Source organism: Comamonas sp. GW821-FHT11H03 (genome assembly GCF_058807955.1).
Window position 1 is genome coordinate 55841 of sequence record NZ_JBXARF010000014.1, and the last position, 16098, is coordinate 71938.

Sequence of the window (16098 nt, forward strand, 5' to 3'; positions counted from 1 at the left end):
GATTGGAGCAAAAAATGGCTCAAGTACAAGGCAAGATTGTTCAATGTATCGGCGCCGTGGTGGACGTGGAGTTTGCCCACGGCCAGGTGCCCAAGGTGTATGACGCCTTGAAGCTGGAAGGTACGGCCCTGACCCTGGAAGTTCAGCAACAGCTGGGCGACGGCGTGGTGCGTACCATTGCCCTGGGTTCTTCCGACGGCCTCAAGCGTGGTCTGATGGTCACCAACACCGGCAACCCCATCACCGTGCCCGTGGGCAAGGCGACGCTGGGTCGTATCATGGACGTGCTGGGTAACCCCATCGACGAGCGCGGCGATGTGGACCAGACGCTGACAGCCCCCATCCACCGCAAGGCTCCTGCTTACGACGAACTGTCGCCTTCGCAGGAACTGCTGGAAACCGGCATCAAGGTGATTGACCTGATCTCTCCTTTCGCCAAGGGCGGCAAGGTGGGTCTGTTCGGTGGCGCCGGTGTGGGCAAGACCGTGAACATGATGGAACTCATCAACAACATCGCCAAGGGCCACGGTGGTCTGTCGGTGTTTGCCGGAGTGGGTGAACGTACCCGTGAAGGCAATGACTTCTATCACGAAATGTCGGATGCCGGCGTTGTGAACCAGGCCAACCTGAACGAATCGAAGGTTGCCATGGTTTACGGTCAGATGAACGAGCCTCCAGGAAACCGTCTGCGCGTTGCGCTGACCGGTCTGACCATGGCCGAAGCCTTCCGTGACGAAGGCAAGGACGTGCTGTTCTTCGTGGACAACATCTACCGCTACACACTGGCCGGTACCGAAGTGTCCGCTCTGCTGGGTCGTATGCCTTCCGCCGTGGGCTACCAGCCTACCCTGGCTGAAGAAATGGGTAAGCTGCAAGAGCGTATTACTTCCACCAAGGTGGGCTCGATCACTTCCATCCAGGCCGTTTACGTGCCAGCCGATGACTTGACCGACCCCTCGCCCGCGACCACTTTTGCTCACTTGGACTCCACCGTGGTGCTGTCCCGTGACATCGCTTCGCTGGGTATCTACCCCGCCGTGGACCCACTGGACTCCACCAGCCGTCAGCTGGACCCCCAAGTGGTTGGCGAAGAGCACTACAAGGTGGCTCGCCAAGTGCAGGGCACACTGCAGCGCTACAAGGAACTGCGCGACATCATCGCGATTCTGGGTATGGACGAGCTGGCTCCCGAAGACAAGCTGGTCGTGTCCCGCGCTCGTAAGATGCAGCGTTTCCTGTCGCAGCCTTTCCATGTGGCTGAAGTGTTCACCGGTGCTCCCGGCAAGTACGTTCCCCTGTCTGAAACCATCCGTGGCTTCAAGATGATCGTGAATGGCGAAGCCGACCACCTGCCCGAACAGGCTTTCTACATGGTTGGTACCATCGACGAAGCCTTCGAGAAGGCCAAGAAGCTGGCAGCCTAACGGACTTTCACCCCCTGAGCGGCTAACGCCGCTTCCCCCTCTCTCTTCGGGAGGGGGACGACGCCCTCGCTGCGGGGCGGCCCTTGCTCGGCGTCTATGGCTTAGGGTGTGCAAGTTTCAGGACCAGTTTTAACCTTTTCCAAGGAGCAAAGATGAACACCATCCACGTTGATGTGGTCAGTGCCGAAGAGTCCATCTTCTCCGGTGAAGCGCGCTTTGTCGCCTTGCCCGGCGAAGCGGGCGAGCTGGGCATTTATCCCCGCCACACACCGCTGATCACCCGCATCAAGCCGGGTTCGGTGCGCATCGAAATGCCTGATGGCAGCGAAGAGTTCGTCTTCGTGGCCGGTGGCATTTTGGAAGTGCAACCCAACTGCGTGACCGTGCTGTCCGACACCGCCATCCGCGGCAAGGATCTGGACGATGAAAAGGCGCAAAAGGCGAAGGCTGCCGCTGAGGAAGCCCTGAAGAACGCCAAGGGCGAGCTGGATATTGCTCGTGCACAGTCCGAGCTGGCCGTCATGGCAGCTCAGATTGCCGCTCTGCGCAAGTATCGCCAGAAGCGTTGATGTCTCTGGTGCCCTGGAGCACCTGCATCAGCCAAAAAAGCCACCGCATGCGGTGGCTTTTTCATGCCTGTTCATTCCTGAGGTTCAGGCACATCGTGCGGCAAGGCCCGAAATACCCGATGTTTCGGAGTGCGGCAGGGCTTAGCTGTTGCAGGCGGCCTGATAGCCGTAGACCACGGAATTGTCCTTGGGGTCCACATGGCGCGATTTGCGCACCACGGCCTTGCTGGGGTCTTCGCAGAGAGCGCGAATCTGGGCTTCGCACTTCTTGGGGTCATCTTCCTTGAGCTTGCAGCTCAGTGCGTAGTCGTATTCAGCTGGTGCTTGGGCGCCTATGGGGCTGATGGAGGAGCAGGCGCTCAGTGCCAGGGCAGAGCTGATGACGGCCAGAGAGAACAGAGATTTCTGCATGCTTGAGTGCTTTCTTAAGAAAATACGGCTGCCCCAAAACTAACACAGCCATGCGGGGGAAAAGGTTTTTTCTGGACGGGACCCGCCTGCTTTTTGCATCACCGGGCCTGTTCGCGGTGTCAAAAACAACAAAGGATCCAGATGCGCTACAGCGGTACCTTGACGCAATGGAATGACGAGCGTGGCTTCGGCTGGATAGAGGCCGATGGCGGTGGCGAGCGCCTGTTTGTCCATATCAGCGCTTTTGAGCCGCGTCCGCCCGCAGAGCAGCGTCCCCAGCCCGGCCTGCGCCTGGAGTTTGCCGTCGGTATGGAGCAGGGCAGAAAGCGCGCGCTTCAGGTTGCATGGCGCGCTGGCGGTTCGGTGCCTCATGCCCGCTCGTCTCCGGTGCGGCGCAACAGCCCGTCTGCAGGGCGTTTGCAGTCCTCGCGTACGCCGCCTCAGGGCTGGCATGCCTCCAGCGGCTTCAGCTATGGGGTGTTGCTGGTTTGGCTGCTGCTGATGCTGGCCGCCGCCGTCATCTGGGGCGTACCGCGCATCTTCTGGCTGGTCTATGCGGGCCTGAGCATGCTGACCTTCATGGCCTACTGGCAGGACAAATGGGCCGCCCAGAAGGGGCAGTGGCGCACACCGGAAAAAACGCTGCAGACCATGGCGCTGGCCGGAGGCTGGCCCGGTGCCCTGCTGGCCCAGCAGTGGCTGCGCCACAAAAGCAGCAAGACCAGCTTTCAGTTGCAGTTCTGGCTCATGGTCCTGATCAATGTGGTTGCGGTGCTCTGGCTGTGTTCGCCGTATGGGCGGCATGTACTGCCCTGAGGCTTGTGAGGTTCTGCGGCCGGTGGATGCGGCTGCAGAACCGTATCAGCGGCTGCGGCCCGGCAGATGCCTTTGGACCACGGGCGCATCGGGCAGGTTGCGCTGCGTGTTGGCCGCAGATTTGCGCGGGAAATGCGCCTGCAGTTGCCGGTTGACGCGCTCCAATGCCGATACCAGGCCCACACTGAAATGCCCGCCCTTGAAGGCGGACTGCATATCGCTGATCAACGTTTGCCATTGCTCGGCGCTCATGGTGCGGTCCAGGGCTCGGTCGGCCACGATTTCTATGGCGTGGTCGGCCAGCAGCAGGTAGATGAGGGCACCGTTATTGTGCTCCGTGTCCCAGACATGGAGTTTGGCGAACTGCGAGAGCGCACGCTGGCGGGCCGTGGCATCGCGCCAGATATAGCTCCAGGGCAGGCCGGCCTCGACGCAGATGCGGACTTGGCCGGTGTGGCCCAGCTCGCTTTTGGCAATCAGCAGTTCCAGCTCCTTGAGCGTGGCAGGCGGCAAGGCCTTGCGCAGATGCTGTTCGGCCCAGCGGTGCCGCACCAGGCGTGCCAGGCGTTGGAAGATATTGCTCATTTCACCAATCCCCCGAGGCGCCACCGCCACCAAAGCTGCCGCCACCACCGGAGCTGAAACCGCCCCCAGAGCTGAAGCCGCCTCCACTGCCGCTGCTCCATCCGCCGCCCCCGCCAGTGCTGATATACGGTCCGCCCCCGCCACGCGAGAGATTGGAGAGCAGGGTGAAGATCAGGCCCAGAAATCCTGCCACGCCCGCAATCAACAGGCTGGTGGTGACCACATAGGCAGCCACCCCGGCAATGCCGCCAATGAGCAGCGAACCCAGCACGCGGCCAAAGATGGCGCGGGCGATGGCAATCCCGATCGGAAAACCGAAGAACAGCAGAGGCAGCAGAAAGTCCAGCTGGTCAGCCCAGGACTTGCCGGACTTGCGCGGCTGGGACGGCGGTGCGGGCAGCTTCTCGCCATGAATCAGCAGGCTCATCTGCTCGATGGCAGCAGACAGTCCACCCGCATAGTCGTCGGCGCGAAAGCGCGGCTTCATGGCTGCGTCGATGATGCGTGCAGCCTGGATGTCGGGAATGGCGCCTTCCAGCTTGCGCGCCACCTCGATGCGCATGCGCCTGTCGTTCTTGGCCACGACGATGACAGATCCGTCGCCTATGTCCTTGCGTCCCAGCTTCCAACTGCTGGCCACACGCCAGGAATAGGCGGCGATGTCTTCCGGGGCCGTGGTGGCAACCATGAGCACGGCGACCTGGGCGCCGGTCTCATCCTCCAGCTTCTTGAGCTGCTCGCTCAGCGATTGCAGATCGCCGGGGCTCAGCGTGCCGGTCTGGTCGATGATGCGCGCAGTGAGCTCCGGCACAGGTTGCAGTTGCGTGCCTGCAGCACCTTGCGCCCAGACTGGCAGCGCCGCAAGCAGTGCCAGCCATGCAAAAACAATAGCTACAAGCGCTTTATGTATAAGAGCTTGAGGTGTGTGGTGCATGGTTTTTGAAGCGGAAGCCTGCAATTACTTGTTGCCAGCAGGCGCTGCGGGCGTTGAGAAGTCAACGGCCGGTGGCTGGGAAATCTGGGCCTCGTTCTGCACTGTGAAGGTCGGCTTGACCTGGTAGCTGAATACCTTGGCCGTGATATTGGTGGGGAAGCTGCGCGCCAGCACGTTGTAGGCCTGAACGGTGCCTATGTATTCGTTGCGCGCCACGGTGATGCGATTTTCCGTGCCCTCCAGCGTCACGCGCAGATCGCGGAACGCCTGATTGGCCTTGAGCTCGGGATAGCGTTCCGCCACCACCATCAGGCGCGAGAGTGCGCTGGAAATCTCGCCCTGTGCTTGCTGGAACTTGTTGAAGGCTTCGGGGTTGTTGATCAGCTCGGGAGTGGCCTGAATCGAGGTGGCCTTGGCGCGTGCTTCGATCACCTTGGTCAACGTCTCCTGCTCGAAGTTGGCCTCACCCTTGACTGTGGCGACGATGTTCGGAATCAGGTCCGACCGGCGCTGGTACTGATTCAGCACCTCGCTCCAGGCCGCCTTGGATTTTTCATCCAGGCGCTGAAAGTCGTTGTAGCCGCAGCCCGTGAGGGAGAGCATGGAGGCGGCGGTTGCGATTGCCAGAAGCCAGCGTTTCATGGGTGTTTCCATTCACGAAATTGAGACGGAAACCATAGCATAAGGGCTTGGCCGGGAAGTGTGCACGCGGGGCTCGTCGTCCTGTCAGCTGCCCAGCGGCGATAGCATTGCAACTATGTCCACTGTTTCTTCACTTGATGCCCTGCGTGGCGCACAGCGTCCCGGCCCGAAAACTGCGGTCTTGCCGCGCCTGTTGCTGGCCGGGGTCACGGGGCCGCTGGGCAACGAGGTGCTCAGTCGCATTGTTGGCGCGCAGAACTATGGGCTGGTCCAGGTGCTGGCGCGCGAGCCCTACGTCCAGGGCCTGCGTGGCATGGAGTTGCTGCCGCAGACGGAGCGTCCTGTGCGCGCCATGCATATGGCCCGCCTGGTGGAGGCTGCCTTGCTCAAGGCACCGCCGGGAATTCATGTGGCTCCGCCTGAACTGGTCTGGCGGTCGGCGCAGAAAGACGCTCTGGGAGCAGAGCTGCAGAGCTGGCTGGGTCCCTCATGAATTTCGAACAATTTCGTGCACCTTGGTGGCAACCCGGAGGTCATGTCCAGACCATCTGGGCTGCACTCTATGCGAAGGGCGGGGTGTTTCCTGCGTGGCGGCGCGAGCGCTGGGATACGCCTGATGGCGACTTCATTGATGTTGATTTTTCAAGTCATCCGGCAGGTGCAAACGCTCCCACTCTGGTGCTGTTTCACGGCCTGGAAGGCTCGTCCTCAAGTCACTACGCCAAGGCCCTGGCACAGGTCTGCGCGCAGCGCGGCTGGCATCTGGCCGTGCCGCATTTTCGCGGCTGCAGCGGTGAGCCCAACCGCCTGCTGCGCGCCTACCACTCCGGCGATGCGGACGAGGTGGACTGGATTTTGCGACGGCTACAGCAAGGCGCGAGCGGTGAATTGCTGGCAATGGGGGTATCGTTGGGCGGCAATGCCCTTGCGCGCTGGGCCGGGCTGCAGCAGCAGGCGGCTGCAGAGCTCGTCAAGGGCGCGGCAGTGATCTGTGCGCCGCTGGATCTGGTTGCCGGAGGCGTCAATCTGGGCCAGGGGCTCAATCGCTGGATCTACACCCCCGTCTTCCTGCGTACCCTGGTGCCCAAGGCACTGGCCAAATGGCAGCAGGCGCCGGGCCTGTTCGACAGGCAGCGGCTGCAGCGTGCGCGAACCCTGCATGACTTTGACGATGTGTTCACGGCCCCGGTCCATGGCTTCAGGGATGCCGATGATTACTGGCGCAGGGCATCGGCCAAGCCCCTGCTCAAGCAAGTGGCCGTGCCCTTGTTGCTGCTCAATGCGCGCAACGATCCGTTTGTGCCGGTGCACAGCCTGCCCACGCCCGATGAGGTGAGCGCAGCCGTGCAGTTATGGCAGCCGCCGCATGGAGGGCATGTAGGCTTTGCCAGCGGTGCATGGCCTGCCCATGTGCAGGCCATGCCACTGGCCGTGACCGAATGGCTGGAGCAGTGGCTTTGAGCGACCACGCAATGATCAGGAGATAAGTGATGGATGACATCGTGAAGCAGGCCATGGCGAAATGGCCCAATGTGCCGGCCTGCAGCGGCTGGCTGGGTCTGGATGCGCGGGGCCAGTGGTGGCTCAGGGACGAGCAGGCCCAGGCCTGCGGGGCGTTTGCGAGCGGGCAGCCCGGTGCCAGGGGCAGTCTGCTGCGCCATGAAAAGCTGGCCGAATTCATCGGTCGCAACTATCTGGCCGAGTCCGACGGCCGCTGGTATTTTCAAAACGGCCCGCAGCGCGTGTATGTGGAGCTGGAGAGCGCGCCATGGATATGGCGTCTGCGATGCACAGAGCATGGTCTGCAGCTGATCAGCCACACGGGCCAGGAGCTGGCGGCCGAACAGGTGCAGCAGGTGCTGCTCGATGAGCAAGGGCGGCTTTTCCTGGCTTTGCCGCAGGGCCTGGGCATGGTGCACAGCTTGGACATGCTGGATGCCGCGAATGCGCTGGAGGGCGGCGTGTTGCCCGAGGTGCAGGAGGTCGACAGCGCTTCGCTGCCATTGAAGTTTGGTTTTGTGCCTAGCCCGAAGGCTGATCAAGTCTGATGGCTGCCTGTACTGGTGTATAGAAGGCTTCTGGTCAAAAATAACAAAACCGGCCAAAGGCCGGTTTTTGCGGGGAACAGAGCAGGGCTTACTTGGCTGCATCCACCATGTACTGAATGGCGGCCTTGAAGTCTGCGTCCGAAGCGGTGGAGCCGCCTTTGGGAGGCATGGCCCCGACACCTTGGGTGGCCTTCTGCACCATATCGTCCATGCCCTTGGCAATGAAAGGCGCCCAGGCAGCCTTGTCGCCAAACTTGGGCGCCCCGGCGACGCCACTGGCGTGGCAGGCCATACAGGTGGTGTTGTAGATGTTCTTGCCCACATCGGAGGCCGCGGCAGCTGCCGGAGCCGCGGCGGGTGCGGGTACTGCCTCGGTGGCTGCAACAGCGGCTGCAGGTGCAGCGGCGACAGGGGCCGCAGCAGCTGGTGTGGGGGCATCACCAGCTGCTGCGCCGGCTGCAGGCTGGGGCTCGGGAAAGTTGGCGCCGGCAGCATTGGCCATATAGACCACGCCACGGGCAATTTCCGTGTCATTGAACTCGCCGCCACCCTGGGCCGCCATTGCGCCCTTGCCGGTCAGGGCAGAGTGCACCAGCGTTTCCAGGCTCTGCTTGATGCGCGGGCCCCAGGCTGCCGCATCCTGGAATTTGGGTGCGCCGGCTACGCCGGTTTCATGGCAGGCTGCGCATTGCGACTTGAAGACTTCCGCGCCACCGCGCAGAGGGCGGTTGGCATCACGAATTTCCACCGTTCCCACTTTTTGTAGACGCATGGCCTTGGCCATTTCGGCATTGGCCGTACCTGCGCCCGTGGTGTCGGACGAAGTCACGAACTTGACCAGACCGATGATGACGAAGATGGGAACCACAAACGAGAAGAAGACGGCAAGCAACAACTGCTTGGGTTTTTTAATGGGGCCTGTATGGGCTTCTTCGTGGTGTTGCTCGCTCATGAAGTCCTCTGAGATCGTGGGATGGGAATTAACAAACCATTATAGAAGTGAGGGTTAAGAACACCAGTGCACGACGATCCGGGTTGACGGCTGCTGCATAAAGGAGTTGAGTTGGATCAACTTTGTGCAGCCAATTTGTTGCGGGCATGAAAAAAGGCGTCCGGAGACGCCTTGTGTGAGAGTGCAAAAATGGCCCGATTACTGGGCTGTAGTTGCTGCCGCAGGGGTGTTGCCGGCACCTGCCTCCGTCCAGCCGCCGCCCAGCACCTTGTAGAGATTGACCTGGTTTTGAAGCTGCGCCAGGCGCACCTGAACCACGGACTGCTCCAGTGCAAACAGTGAACGCTGCGCGTCCAGCAGATCCAGGTAGCTGGCCACACCGTTGGTGTAGCGCAGGTCCGACAGCTTGTAGCGAACCTGCTCGGCCTCCAGCTGACGTGACTGGGCATCTAGCTGATCCTTGAGTGCTCGGCGATTCACCAAGGTGTCGGACACCTCGCGGAAGGCCGACTGGATGGAGCCTTCGTATTGCGCCACGGCAATCTTCTGGCTGGCTTGTGCAACCTGGAGATTGGCGCGATTGCGGCCTGCATTGAAGATGGGCAGGTACAGCGAAGGCGCAATCGTAAAAGCTGCAGAGTCAGACTTGAACAGATCGGAAACCTCCGAATTCACAAAGCCTGCCGAGGCAGTCAAGGAGATGTTCGGGAAGAACAGCGCACGTGCCGCACCAATGCTGGCATTGGCGGCAATCATGCTTTGCTCGGCCTGACGGATGTCGGGCCGGCGCAGCAGCAGGTCAGAAGGCAGGCCCGACGGCACATCGGCCAGGGCAGGCAGATCGCGCAGCTGCTTGCCTTGCATGCTGGTCTGCAGATCGGTAGGTAGAGCCTGGCCCACGAGCAGCGTCAGGGCGTTGACGTCGCGCTCGCGCTGACCGGCTTGCTGGGCCAGCGTGGCGCGTGCGCTTTCGGTCAGCGACTGAGCCTGGCGGTAGTCCAGCTCGGAGGCCACGCCAGAGTCCAGGCGCAGCTTGGTCAGCTTGATGGACTGCTCGCGTGTACCCAGGGTGCGACGGGAAATGGCCAGCAGCTCCTCGTCAGCCTGCAGGTTCAGCCAAGTGTTGGCGACCGTTGCAATCAGACTGATCTGGGCCGCCTTGCGGCCTTCCTCGGTTGCCAGATACTGGGCCAGAGCTTGCTGCTTGAGGCTGCCGATGCGGCCCCAGAAGTCAATCTCCCAACTGGGCATGGAAAGGCCGGCCATGTACGAGTTGGCATAGCGGCCCGTGGTGGCGCTGGGCTGGCGGCTGGCGCTGCCTGCCACACCGAACTCAGGGAACTGGGCGGCGCGCTGGATCTGGTATTGAGCCTGTGCCTTTTCGATATTGAGCACGGCCACACGCAGGTCGCGGTTGTTGTCCAGCGCGAGCTGGATCACCTGCTGCAGGCGTGGGTCCGTGTAGAACTGCTGCCAGGGGATGTCGGCGGCCGCGATGGTGCCGGCCTGCTCGTCGGCGGCCGAGTAATGCTCGGCCACCGGAGCGGCAGGGCGCTCCAGCGTGGGGATGAAGGAGCAGCCGCTGGCCAGCAGCGCGCCGGCCAGTGCTACGGGTAGCAAGGTTTTATTCATGTTGCGAGCCTCCCTGTGCTGCAGAAGTTGCCGCCGGAGGAGTGGCGTTGGAGTCTTGCTTGGACTTCTTGCCAAACAGATTGAACACGGCCACAAAGAACACGGGCACCAGGAACACGGAGATCGGCGTGCCGATCACCATGCCCCAGAACACGCCAGTGCCGATTTCCTTCTGGCTGGCAGCGCTGGCGCCGGAGGCGATGTACAGCGGCACCACGCCCAGAATAAAGGCCAGCGAGGTCATCAGAATGGGGCGGAAACGCAGATGACCGGCCTCCAGCGCGGCCTCCAGCGCGCTCTTGCCTTCCGCATGCAGGTCCTTGGCGAACTCCACGATCAGAATGGCGTTCTTGGCCGAGAGACCGATCACCGTGATCAGCGCCACCTGGAAGTAGATGTCGTTGGGCATGCCGCGCATCAGCATGCCGGCCACGGCGCCGAACACGCCCAGAGGCACGACCAGCAGCACGGACAGCGGAATGCTCCAGCTTTCATACAGTGCGGCCAGGCACAGGAACACGGCCAGGATGGAGAACGTGTACAGCAGCATGGCCGAGGAGCCAGCCTTTTTCTCGTCCAGAGACTGGCCGGTCCACTCGTAGCCGAAGCCGTCGGGCAGTTCCTGGGCCAGCTTTTCCATTTCCTTCATGGCGTCACCGCTGGTGAAGCCGGGTTTGGCCTGACCGGTGATGCTCATGGAGGGGTAGCCGTTGTAGCGTGTCAGCTGCATGGGGCCGCTGATCCACTTGGCGCTGACCATGGTGGAAAGCTCCACCAGCTGGCCTTGCGCGTTGGGAACCGTCAGGCGCATCACGTCCTCGGGCTGCATGCGGCGGGCGGCATCGGCCTGGATGGTGACGCGCTGCATAAAGCCGTTGTTGGGGAAGTCCGTGGAGTTGGACGAGCCCAGGGCCGTTGCCAGCGTCGAGGCAAGGTCGCCCATGCTCACGCGCTGGGCATAGACAGCATCTCGGTTGATGTCCACCTGCCATTGGGGGGCGTCATCCACGCCATCAAAGCGCACGCCGGTCAGCACAGGGCTCTGGTTGGCCTTGGCAACCAGCTGATTGCGCGCTGCCAGCAAGGCTGCATGCCCCTTGCTGCCGCGGTCTTGCAGACGGAAGGTGAAACCGTCGCTATTGCCCAGCTCCGAAATGGAGGGGGGGACCAGCGTGAAGATGAAACCATCGCGCAGCGCTGACATGGCGCCCATGGTGCGTCCGGCAAAGGATTTGGCATCCGAGCCAGCGCCTGTGCGCTCGGACCAGTCCTTGAGCGTGGTGAACGCCAGGCCCACGTTCTGGCCCTGACCCATGAAGCTGAAGCCCAGAATGCTCACGATGTGATCGGTCTCAGGCTGGCTCAGGGCGAACTTCTCCAGCTCAGCCATGGTCTTGCTCGTGCGTTCCAGGCTCGCGCCGGGAGGCAACTGTGCCAGCGAGATGACATAGCCCTGGTCTTCGGTGGGAAGAAAGGCCGTGGGCAGTCGTAGGAACATGAAGACCACACCGGCGATCACCAGCAGGTAGATGATGAAGGCCTGCACGGAGCGCTTGACCACACTGGACAGAGCGGCTGAATAGCGCTTGGTGCCGGCTTCAAACTTGCGGTTGAACCAGTTGTAGAAGGGGCCGAGCAGGCCAGTCTTCTTGTCATGTGCATGGCCCTTGGGAATGGGCTTGAGCATGGTGGCGCACAGCGCGGGAGTCAGTGTCAGCGCAAAGAAGCCCGAGAAGAAGATCGAGATGGCCATCACCAGCGAGAACTGGCGATAGATGTTGCCGGTCGCGCCGGAGAACATGGCCAGAGGCAGAAACACCGTCACCAGAATCACGGTGATGCCGACCACGGCGCCCTGGATCTGTCCCATGGCCTTGATGGTGGCTTCCTTGGGTGGCAGACCTTCCTCGGCCATGATGCGCTCGACGTTTTCCACCACCACGATGGCATCGTCCACCACGATACCGATCACCAGCACCATGGCGAACATGGCCAGAATGTTGATGGTCAGACCGGCAACCAGCATCACGGCAAAGGTGCCGAGCAATGCGATGGGGACCACGATGGTAGGGATCAGGGTGTAGCGGATGTTCTGCAGGAAGATCAGCATCACGATGAACACCAGCACGATGGCTTCAAGCAGCGTGTGCACCACCTTTTCGATGGAAATCTTCACGAACTTGGAGGTGTCGTAGGGCGAGGACCACTTCACGCCGGCAGGCAGGAAGGGCTCCATCTCCGCCATCTTGGTCTTGACCAGCTTGGCCGTCGCCATGGCGTTGGCGGTCGAAGTCAGCTGCACGGCCATCGCCACGGCGGGCTTGCCGTCCAGGCGCGACTCGAAGGCATAGCTTTCAATGCCCAGTTCGATGCGCGCCACGTCCTTGAGGCGCACGGTGGAGCCGTCGGAGTTGGAGCGCAGCACTACTTCGCCGAATTCCTCGGGTGTGCTCAGCTGACCGGGCACCACAATCGTGGCCGTGGTCGTGGTGCCGGGTGTGCTGGGCAGGTTGCCCAGGGCACCGCCGGAGATCTGCTGGTTCTGCGCGGCAATCGCTGCGTTGACGGATGCAATCGACAGGCCATAACCCTGGAGCTTGGCCGGGTCCACCCAGACGCGCATGGCTCGACCCGAGGCAAACAGCTGAGCCTTGCCAACGCCGTCCAGACGCTGGATTTCAGGCACCACATTGCGGTTCACATAGTCGGCGATGTCGTCACGCGAGGTCTCCCCGGACTCGGCCTGGAAGGCCAGAATCATCAGGAAGTTGCTCATGGACTTGTCCACGCGTACGCCCAGGGCCTGAACCACCTGAGGCAGGCGGGGCAGCACGCGCGAGAGGCGGTTTTGCACGTCCACCTGCGCCAGATCGGGGTTGGTGCCGGGGGCAAAGGTGACGGTCAGAGTGCCTTGACCGCCCGCGGGGGCGGAGGCTTCCATGTACATCAGACCTTGCGCGCCGTTGATTTCGCGCTCGATCAGTTGCAGGACGGAGTCCGTCATGGTCTGTGACGTGGCGCCCGGGTAGGTCGCTGTCACGTTGATGGTGGGAGGTGCCACCGATGGGAACTGTGCCACCGGTAGCTTGGTGATGGAGATCACGCCCGCAATGATCACGAAAATCGCGATCACCCAGGCAAAGATCGGTCTGTGGATGAAAAACTTGGACATGGATCGTGCCTGTTACTTGGCTGCCTTGCCTTCGCCAGCACCTTCGGCTGGTGTGGCAGCTTTCTCTTGCGCTGGTGCGGCGGGGGCCGCAGCAGAGGGCTGTGCGGGGGCGCCGGCAGCCGCATTGTTGATCTCGACGGGCTTGACCTTCTTGGCTCCCATGCCCACCTTGATCAGGCCGTCCACCATGACTTTTTCTCCAGCTTTCAAGCCGGATGTGACGACCCAGTTATTGCCACTGGACTGGCTGATCTGAACGGGACGCGGCGCCACAGAGCCATCCTCGGCCACGATCATGACGAAGTTGCCCTTTTCGTTGCGGGTCACGGCCTGTTGCGGAATCAGCGCGGCGTTCTCGACCTGTGCCTGCTCCAGGTGCACGCGCACATAGGTGCCGGGCAGCAGCAGCCCATCGGGATTGGGTAGTTCCGCGCGCACGCTGACCTGGCCGGTAGTCGGGTCCACGGTCAGGTCGGTGAACAGCAGCTTGCCGGTGTGTGCGTATTCCTTGCCATCGTCCAAATAGACGTGGACGCGCGCGGCGTTGTCACCTACCTTTGCTAACTTGCCGGAACTGAGCGCTTCGCGCATGCGCATGATGTCGGAGGAGGACTGGGTCAGGTTCACGTACAGCGGGTTGACTTGCTGAATGGTCGCCAGCTGCGTGGCTTCGCCCTGGCCGACCAGAGCGCCTTCCGTCACCAGAGCGCGGCCGATGCGTCCGGAGATGGGGGCTGTCACGCTGGCATAGCCCAGGTTGACGTTGGCATTGGTGACTGCCGCCTTGCCTGCCGCAACTTGTGCCAGTGCTGCCTTCTCGTTGGCAATGGCCGTGTCGTACTCCTGCTTGCTGATGGCATTGGCTTCCACCAGCGGCTTGTAGCGGCGGGCGGTGGCAGATGCCTGAGCAAGATTGGCTTCGGCCTGTGCAAGGGTCGCCTGAGCGCTCTGCAGATTGGCCTTGTACGGGGTGTTGTCAATCTGGAAAAGGGCCTGGCCGGCTTTGACATCCGAGCCTTCCTGGAACAGGCGCTTTTGCACGATGCCAGCTGCGCGGGCGCGAACCTGAGCAATGCGCGATGGCTCCAGACGGCCTGGCAGATCGGAGATCAGAGGCACGTTCTGCATGGATACCGTCACTACACCTACTTCTGGTGGCTGTGCCTGAGCGGCTGCTTGTGCTTTTTGAGCTTCCGCGTTTTTGTCACTGCATGCGACTAGGCCCAATGCAGCAGCCAAGCTCAGGCCAATGACCATGGAGCGGGTGCCGGACGCGGCTGAGTTGGACTGATTGTCGGGAGCCTGGTTTGCTTCATACATCGGGTGCATGAACGTCCTTCCGGTTGACATTGTGAAAACGAGAAAAGAGCGCTGTCCGTGGTGGAGCGCTCATTCGGGTGGAAACCCTAGATGGTTTCCTGCATATCGGTGCTACGGAAATTATACATACATGCATAAATGTATAATTGAAAACGTTGCGTAAAGCAGCTGGGAAATGGTTTTTCTCGCGGCGAGCTATCGCTGGCGAGTGATGAAGAAGGTGAGTGATGGCTCGAAGAACCAAGGCTGAAGCGGATGAGACGCGCACCAAGCTGCTGGATGCGGCTGAAGAGGTGTTTTTCGAGAAAGGGGTATCTCGAACCTCTCTGGGCGATATCGCGCAGCGTGCAGGGGCCACACGCGGGGCGGTGTATTGGCACTTCAAGGACAAGATGGATGTCTTTGTTTCCATGCTTGGGCGCATATGCCTGCCTTTCGAAGAAATCTGTGACGACAGGTATGGTGACCTGTTGCCGCTAGAGCGCATTCGTCACTCCATCCTGTGTGTGTTCGAGAGCTTGGACGAGGATGAGCGCAGACGCAAGGTGTTTGAAACGGCGCTATTCAAAATGGAATACGTGGGCGAACTGGCTGATGTGCGTTTGCAGCATATAGAAAGTTCAGGCTTCGCTCGGGAAAAATTTGCGCACGACCTAGCGGCTGCAGCGCAGGGGCAGTCCGTGCAGTTGTCGGTATCCCCGGAAGAGGCAGCTCTTGGGTTGCACTCTCTTTTTGTGGGTCTTATACATGGCTGGGTATTGACCGAAGGGAGTTTCTCATTGGTCAAGGTCGGTTCGATGTCGGTGGATGTCTACTTGTCAGGTTTGGGATTTCAGGTGAATTTGTGATTTGGGTGTCCAAAGCCGTGCAATAATTGCGGCTGTTGAATTGTTGTTGGCCGTGCGAGCGGCCTGACGGACTCGCGGCTGTAGCTCAGTGGATAGAGTATTGGCCTCCGAAGCCAAGGGTCGTGGGTTCGATCCCCGCCAGCCGCGCCAGCATCGATCTTCGGCAAGAAAAAAGAAATTTCAAAACTTCTTTTTAAGCCGAAAATAGATGCTACAATTCGAGTCTCTTCGGAGGGGTGGCCGAGTGGTTAAAGGCAGCAGACTGTAAATCTGCCCGCTAACGCGTACACAGGTTCGAATCCTGTCCCCTCCACCAGCAATGGTTGAGAAGAGCGATTGCTAGAAATAGCAGTCACGTGCAGTAGTAAATCTGTGCGGGAGTAGTTCAATGGTAGAACCCTAGCCTTCCAAGCTAATGACGCGGGTTCGATTCCCGTCTCCCGCTCCAGTTTGCGAGCAAAGATTTTAGAAGTTGTTTTTGCAGCTTCTTTGCCCATGTGGCTCAGTGGTAGAGCACTCCCTTGGTAAGGGAGAGGTCGCGGGTCCGATTCCCGCCATGGGCACCATTTTCTGGTGCGCTCGCTTGATAGGGTTGCGCCGAAATCCTCTTGCAGTGAATTAGTTTTTTCGGAGTCGGAAAAATGGCAAAAGAAAAATTCGAGCGCACGAAGCCCCACGTGAACGTGGGCACCATCGGTCACGTTGACCACGGCAAGACCACCCTGACTGCTGCTATCGCTACCGT

At 61.0% G+C, this 16098-nt stretch carries 16 protein-coding genes and 4 tRNA genes; 12 read left to right on the forward strand and 8 right to left on the reverse strand.

Annotated features, from left to right (window positions below; all coding sequences use genetic code 11):
* Positions 1–14 precede the first annotated feature (14 nt).
* Both atpD and AC1RTQ_RS23185 read left to right on the forward strand, forming a co-directional pair.
* Positions 15–1424 (forward strand): F0F1 ATP synthase subunit beta, encoded by a 1410-nt coding sequence (atpD, locus tag AC1RTQ_RS23180; RefSeq protein ID WP_043370619.1) that lies wholly within the window; start codon positions 15–17, stop codon positions 1422–1424.
* 152 nt (positions 1425–1576) lie between these two features.
* Positions 1577–1993, forward strand: a complete 417-nt coding sequence (locus AC1RTQ_RS23185) for a F0F1 ATP synthase subunit epsilon (RefSeq protein ID WP_003059364.1) — start codon at positions 1577–1579, stop codon at positions 1991–1993.
* Between the two features lie 141 nt (positions 1994–2134).
* Here the strand turns inward: AC1RTQ_RS23185 and AC1RTQ_RS23190 are convergent, their stop codons facing one another.
* Positions 2135–2404, reverse strand: a complete 270-nt coding sequence (locus AC1RTQ_RS23190) for a hypothetical protein (RefSeq protein ID WP_302092973.1) — start codon at positions 2402–2404, stop codon at positions 2135–2137.
* A gap of 141 nt (positions 2405–2545) precedes the next feature.
* Here AC1RTQ_RS23190 and AC1RTQ_RS23195 point away from each other — a divergent pair, with 141 nt between their 5' ends.
* Entirely contained in the window at positions 2546–3220 is a 675-nt protein-coding gene (locus AC1RTQ_RS23195) for a DUF1294 domain-containing protein (protein ID WP_492879220.1), read from the forward strand.
* 45 nt (positions 3221–3265) lie between these two features.
* On the opposite strand, the gene AC1RTQ_RS23200 is transcribed toward AC1RTQ_RS23195, so the two are convergent.
* The 3 genes from AC1RTQ_RS23200 to AC1RTQ_RS23210 are packed head-to-tail and all read right to left on the reverse strand — an operon-like array spanning position 3266 to position 5381.
* The gene (locus AC1RTQ_RS23200) at positions 3266–3805 is read right to left on the reverse strand and encodes a TPM domain-containing protein (protein ID WP_492879222.1); all 540 of its coding nucleotides are present in this window, start codon (positions 3803–3805) and stop codon (positions 3266–3268) included.
* Position 3806: 1 nt separating this feature from the next.
* Positions 3807–4739, reverse strand: coding sequence for a TPM domain-containing protein (locus AC1RTQ_RS23205; protein ID WP_492879223.1), 933 nt, complete (start codon positions 4737–4739; stop codon positions 3807–3809).
* Between the two features lie 24 nt (positions 4740–4763).
* A complete protein-coding gene (locus tag AC1RTQ_RS23210) occupies positions 4764–5381 on the reverse strand; it encodes a LemA family protein (RefSeq protein ID WP_302092977.1) in 618 nt (205 codons plus the stop codon).
* 115 nt (positions 5382–5496) lie between these two features.
* On the opposite strand from AC1RTQ_RS23210, the gene AC1RTQ_RS23215 reads away from it, so the two are divergent.
* Genes AC1RTQ_RS23215 through AC1RTQ_RS23225 form a run of 3 tightly spaced genes read left to right on the forward strand, consistent with a single transcriptional unit; the run spans position 5497 to position 7429 of the window.
* Positions 5497–5874, forward strand: a complete 378-nt coding sequence (locus AC1RTQ_RS23215) for a hypothetical protein (RefSeq protein WP_492879225.1) — start codon at positions 5497–5499, stop codon at positions 5872–5874.
* On the forward strand, positions 5871–6842 hold the full coding sequence (locus tag AC1RTQ_RS23220; RefSeq protein ID WP_302092979.1) for a YheT family hydrolase: 972 nt from the start codon (positions 5871–5873) through the stop codon (positions 6840–6842). The genes AC1RTQ_RS23215 and AC1RTQ_RS23220 overlap by 4 nt, the downstream gene beginning before the upstream one ends.
* Positions 6843–6871: 29 nt before the next feature.
* Positions 6872–7429, forward strand: a complete 558-nt coding sequence (locus tag AC1RTQ_RS23225; protein WP_492879228.1) for a DUF2946 family protein — start codon at positions 6872–6874, stop codon at positions 7427–7429.
* 88 nt (positions 7430–7517) lie between these two features.
* Here AC1RTQ_RS23225 and AC1RTQ_RS23230 read toward each other — a convergent pair whose 3' ends face one another.
* From AC1RTQ_RS23230 to AC1RTQ_RS23245, 4 genes are all read right to left on the reverse strand, one after another.
* Positions 7518–8381: a c-type cytochrome gene (locus AC1RTQ_RS23230; protein ID WP_492879229.1), complete on the reverse strand. Its 864-nt coding sequence runs from the start codon at positions 8379–8381 to the stop codon at positions 7518–7520.
* Positions 8382–8579: 198 nt separating this feature from the next.
* Positions 8580–10013 (reverse strand): efflux transporter outer membrane subunit, encoded by a 1434-nt coding sequence (locus AC1RTQ_RS23235; RefSeq protein WP_492879231.1) that lies wholly within the window; start codon positions 10011–10013, stop codon positions 8580–8582.
* Positions 10006–13185, reverse strand: coding sequence for an efflux RND transporter permease subunit (locus AC1RTQ_RS23240; protein WP_492879233.1), 3180 nt, complete (start codon positions 13183–13185; stop codon positions 10006–10008). The genes AC1RTQ_RS23235 and AC1RTQ_RS23240 overlap by 8 nt, the downstream gene beginning before the upstream one ends.
* A gap of 12 nt (positions 13186–13197) precedes the next feature.
* A complete protein-coding gene (locus tag AC1RTQ_RS23245; protein WP_492879238.1) occupies positions 13198–14505 on the reverse strand; it encodes an efflux RND transporter periplasmic adaptor subunit in 1308 nt (435 codons plus the stop codon).
* Between the two features lie 227 nt (positions 14506–14732).
* Here AC1RTQ_RS23245 and AC1RTQ_RS23250 point away from each other — a divergent pair, with 227 nt between their 5' ends.
* The 6 genes from AC1RTQ_RS23250 to AC1RTQ_RS23275 all read left to right on the forward strand — a co-directional run.
* On the forward strand, positions 14733–15353 hold the full coding sequence (locus AC1RTQ_RS23250) for a TetR family transcriptional regulator (RefSeq protein WP_003065361.1): 621 nt from the start codon (positions 14733–14735) through the stop codon (positions 15351–15353).
* 74 nt (positions 15354–15427) lie between these two features.
* Positions 15428–15503 (forward strand) — tRNA-Arg (locus AC1RTQ_RS23255).
* 80 nt (positions 15504–15583) lie between these two features.
* Positions 15584–15669 (forward strand) — tRNA-Tyr (locus AC1RTQ_RS23260).
* Positions 15670–15727: 58 nt separating this feature from the next.
* Positions 15728–15801, forward strand: a tRNA-Gly gene (locus tag AC1RTQ_RS23265).
* A 43-nt stretch (positions 15802–15844) separates the two neighbouring features.
* Positions 15845–15919 (forward strand) — tRNA-Thr (locus AC1RTQ_RS23270).
* 75 nt (positions 15920–15994) lie between these two features.
* The coding region (locus tag AC1RTQ_RS23275) for a GTP-binding protein (RefSeq protein ID WP_038708164.1) at positions 15995–16098 on the forward strand (104 nt) is incomplete at its 3' end.

Coding starts and splice junctions, on each gene's coding strand:
- atpD (WP_043370619.1), top strand. CDS start 15: ATGGCTCAAGTACAAGGCAAGATTGTTCAATGTATCGGCGCCGTGGTG.
- AC1RTQ_RS23185 (WP_003059364.1), top strand. CDS start 1,577: ATGAACACCATCCACGTTGATGTGGTCAGTGCCGAAGAGTCCATCTTC.
- AC1RTQ_RS23190 (WP_302092973.1), bottom strand. CDS start 2,404: ATGCAGAAATCTCTGTTCTCTCTGGCCGTCATCAGCTCTGCCCTGGCA.
- AC1RTQ_RS23195 (WP_492879220.1), top strand. CDS start 2,546: ATGCGCTACAGCGGTACCTTGACGCAATGGAATGACGAGCGTGGCTTC.
- AC1RTQ_RS23200 (WP_492879222.1), bottom strand. CDS start 3,805: ATGAGCAATATCTTCCAACGCCTGGCACGCCTGGTGCGGCACCGCTGG.
- AC1RTQ_RS23205 (WP_492879223.1), bottom strand. CDS start 4,739: ATGCACCACACACCTCAAGCTCTTATACATAAAGCGCTTGTAGCTATT.
- AC1RTQ_RS23210 (WP_302092977.1), bottom strand. CDS start 5,381: ATGAAACGCTGGCTTCTGGCAATCGCAACCGCCGCCTCCATGCTCTCC.
- AC1RTQ_RS23215 (WP_492879225.1), top strand. CDS start 5,497: ATGTCCACTGTTTCTTCACTTGATGCCCTGCGTGGCGCACAGCGTCCC.
- AC1RTQ_RS23220 (WP_302092979.1), top strand. CDS start 5,871: ATGAATTTCGAACAATTTCGTGCACCTTGGTGGCAACCCGGAGGTCAT.
- AC1RTQ_RS23225 (WP_492879228.1), top strand. CDS start 6,872: ATGGATGACATCGTGAAGCAGGCCATGGCGAAATGGCCCAATGTGCCG.
- AC1RTQ_RS23230 (WP_492879229.1), bottom strand. CDS start 8,381: ATGAGCGAGCAACACCACGAAGAAGCCCATACAGGCCCCATTAAAAAA.
- AC1RTQ_RS23235 (WP_492879231.1), bottom strand. CDS start 10,013: ATGAATAAAACCTTGCTACCCGTAGCACTGGCCGGCGCGCTGCTGGCC.
- AC1RTQ_RS23240 (WP_492879233.1), bottom strand. CDS start 13,185: ATGTCCAAGTTTTTCATCCACAGACCGATCTTTGCCTGGGTGATCGCG.
- AC1RTQ_RS23245 (WP_492879238.1), bottom strand. CDS start 14,505: ATGTATGAAGCAAACCAGGCTCCCGACAATCAGTCCAACTCAGCCGCG.
- AC1RTQ_RS23250 (WP_003065361.1), top strand. CDS start 14,733: ATGGCTCGAAGAACCAAGGCTGAAGCGGATGAGACGCGCACCAAGCTG.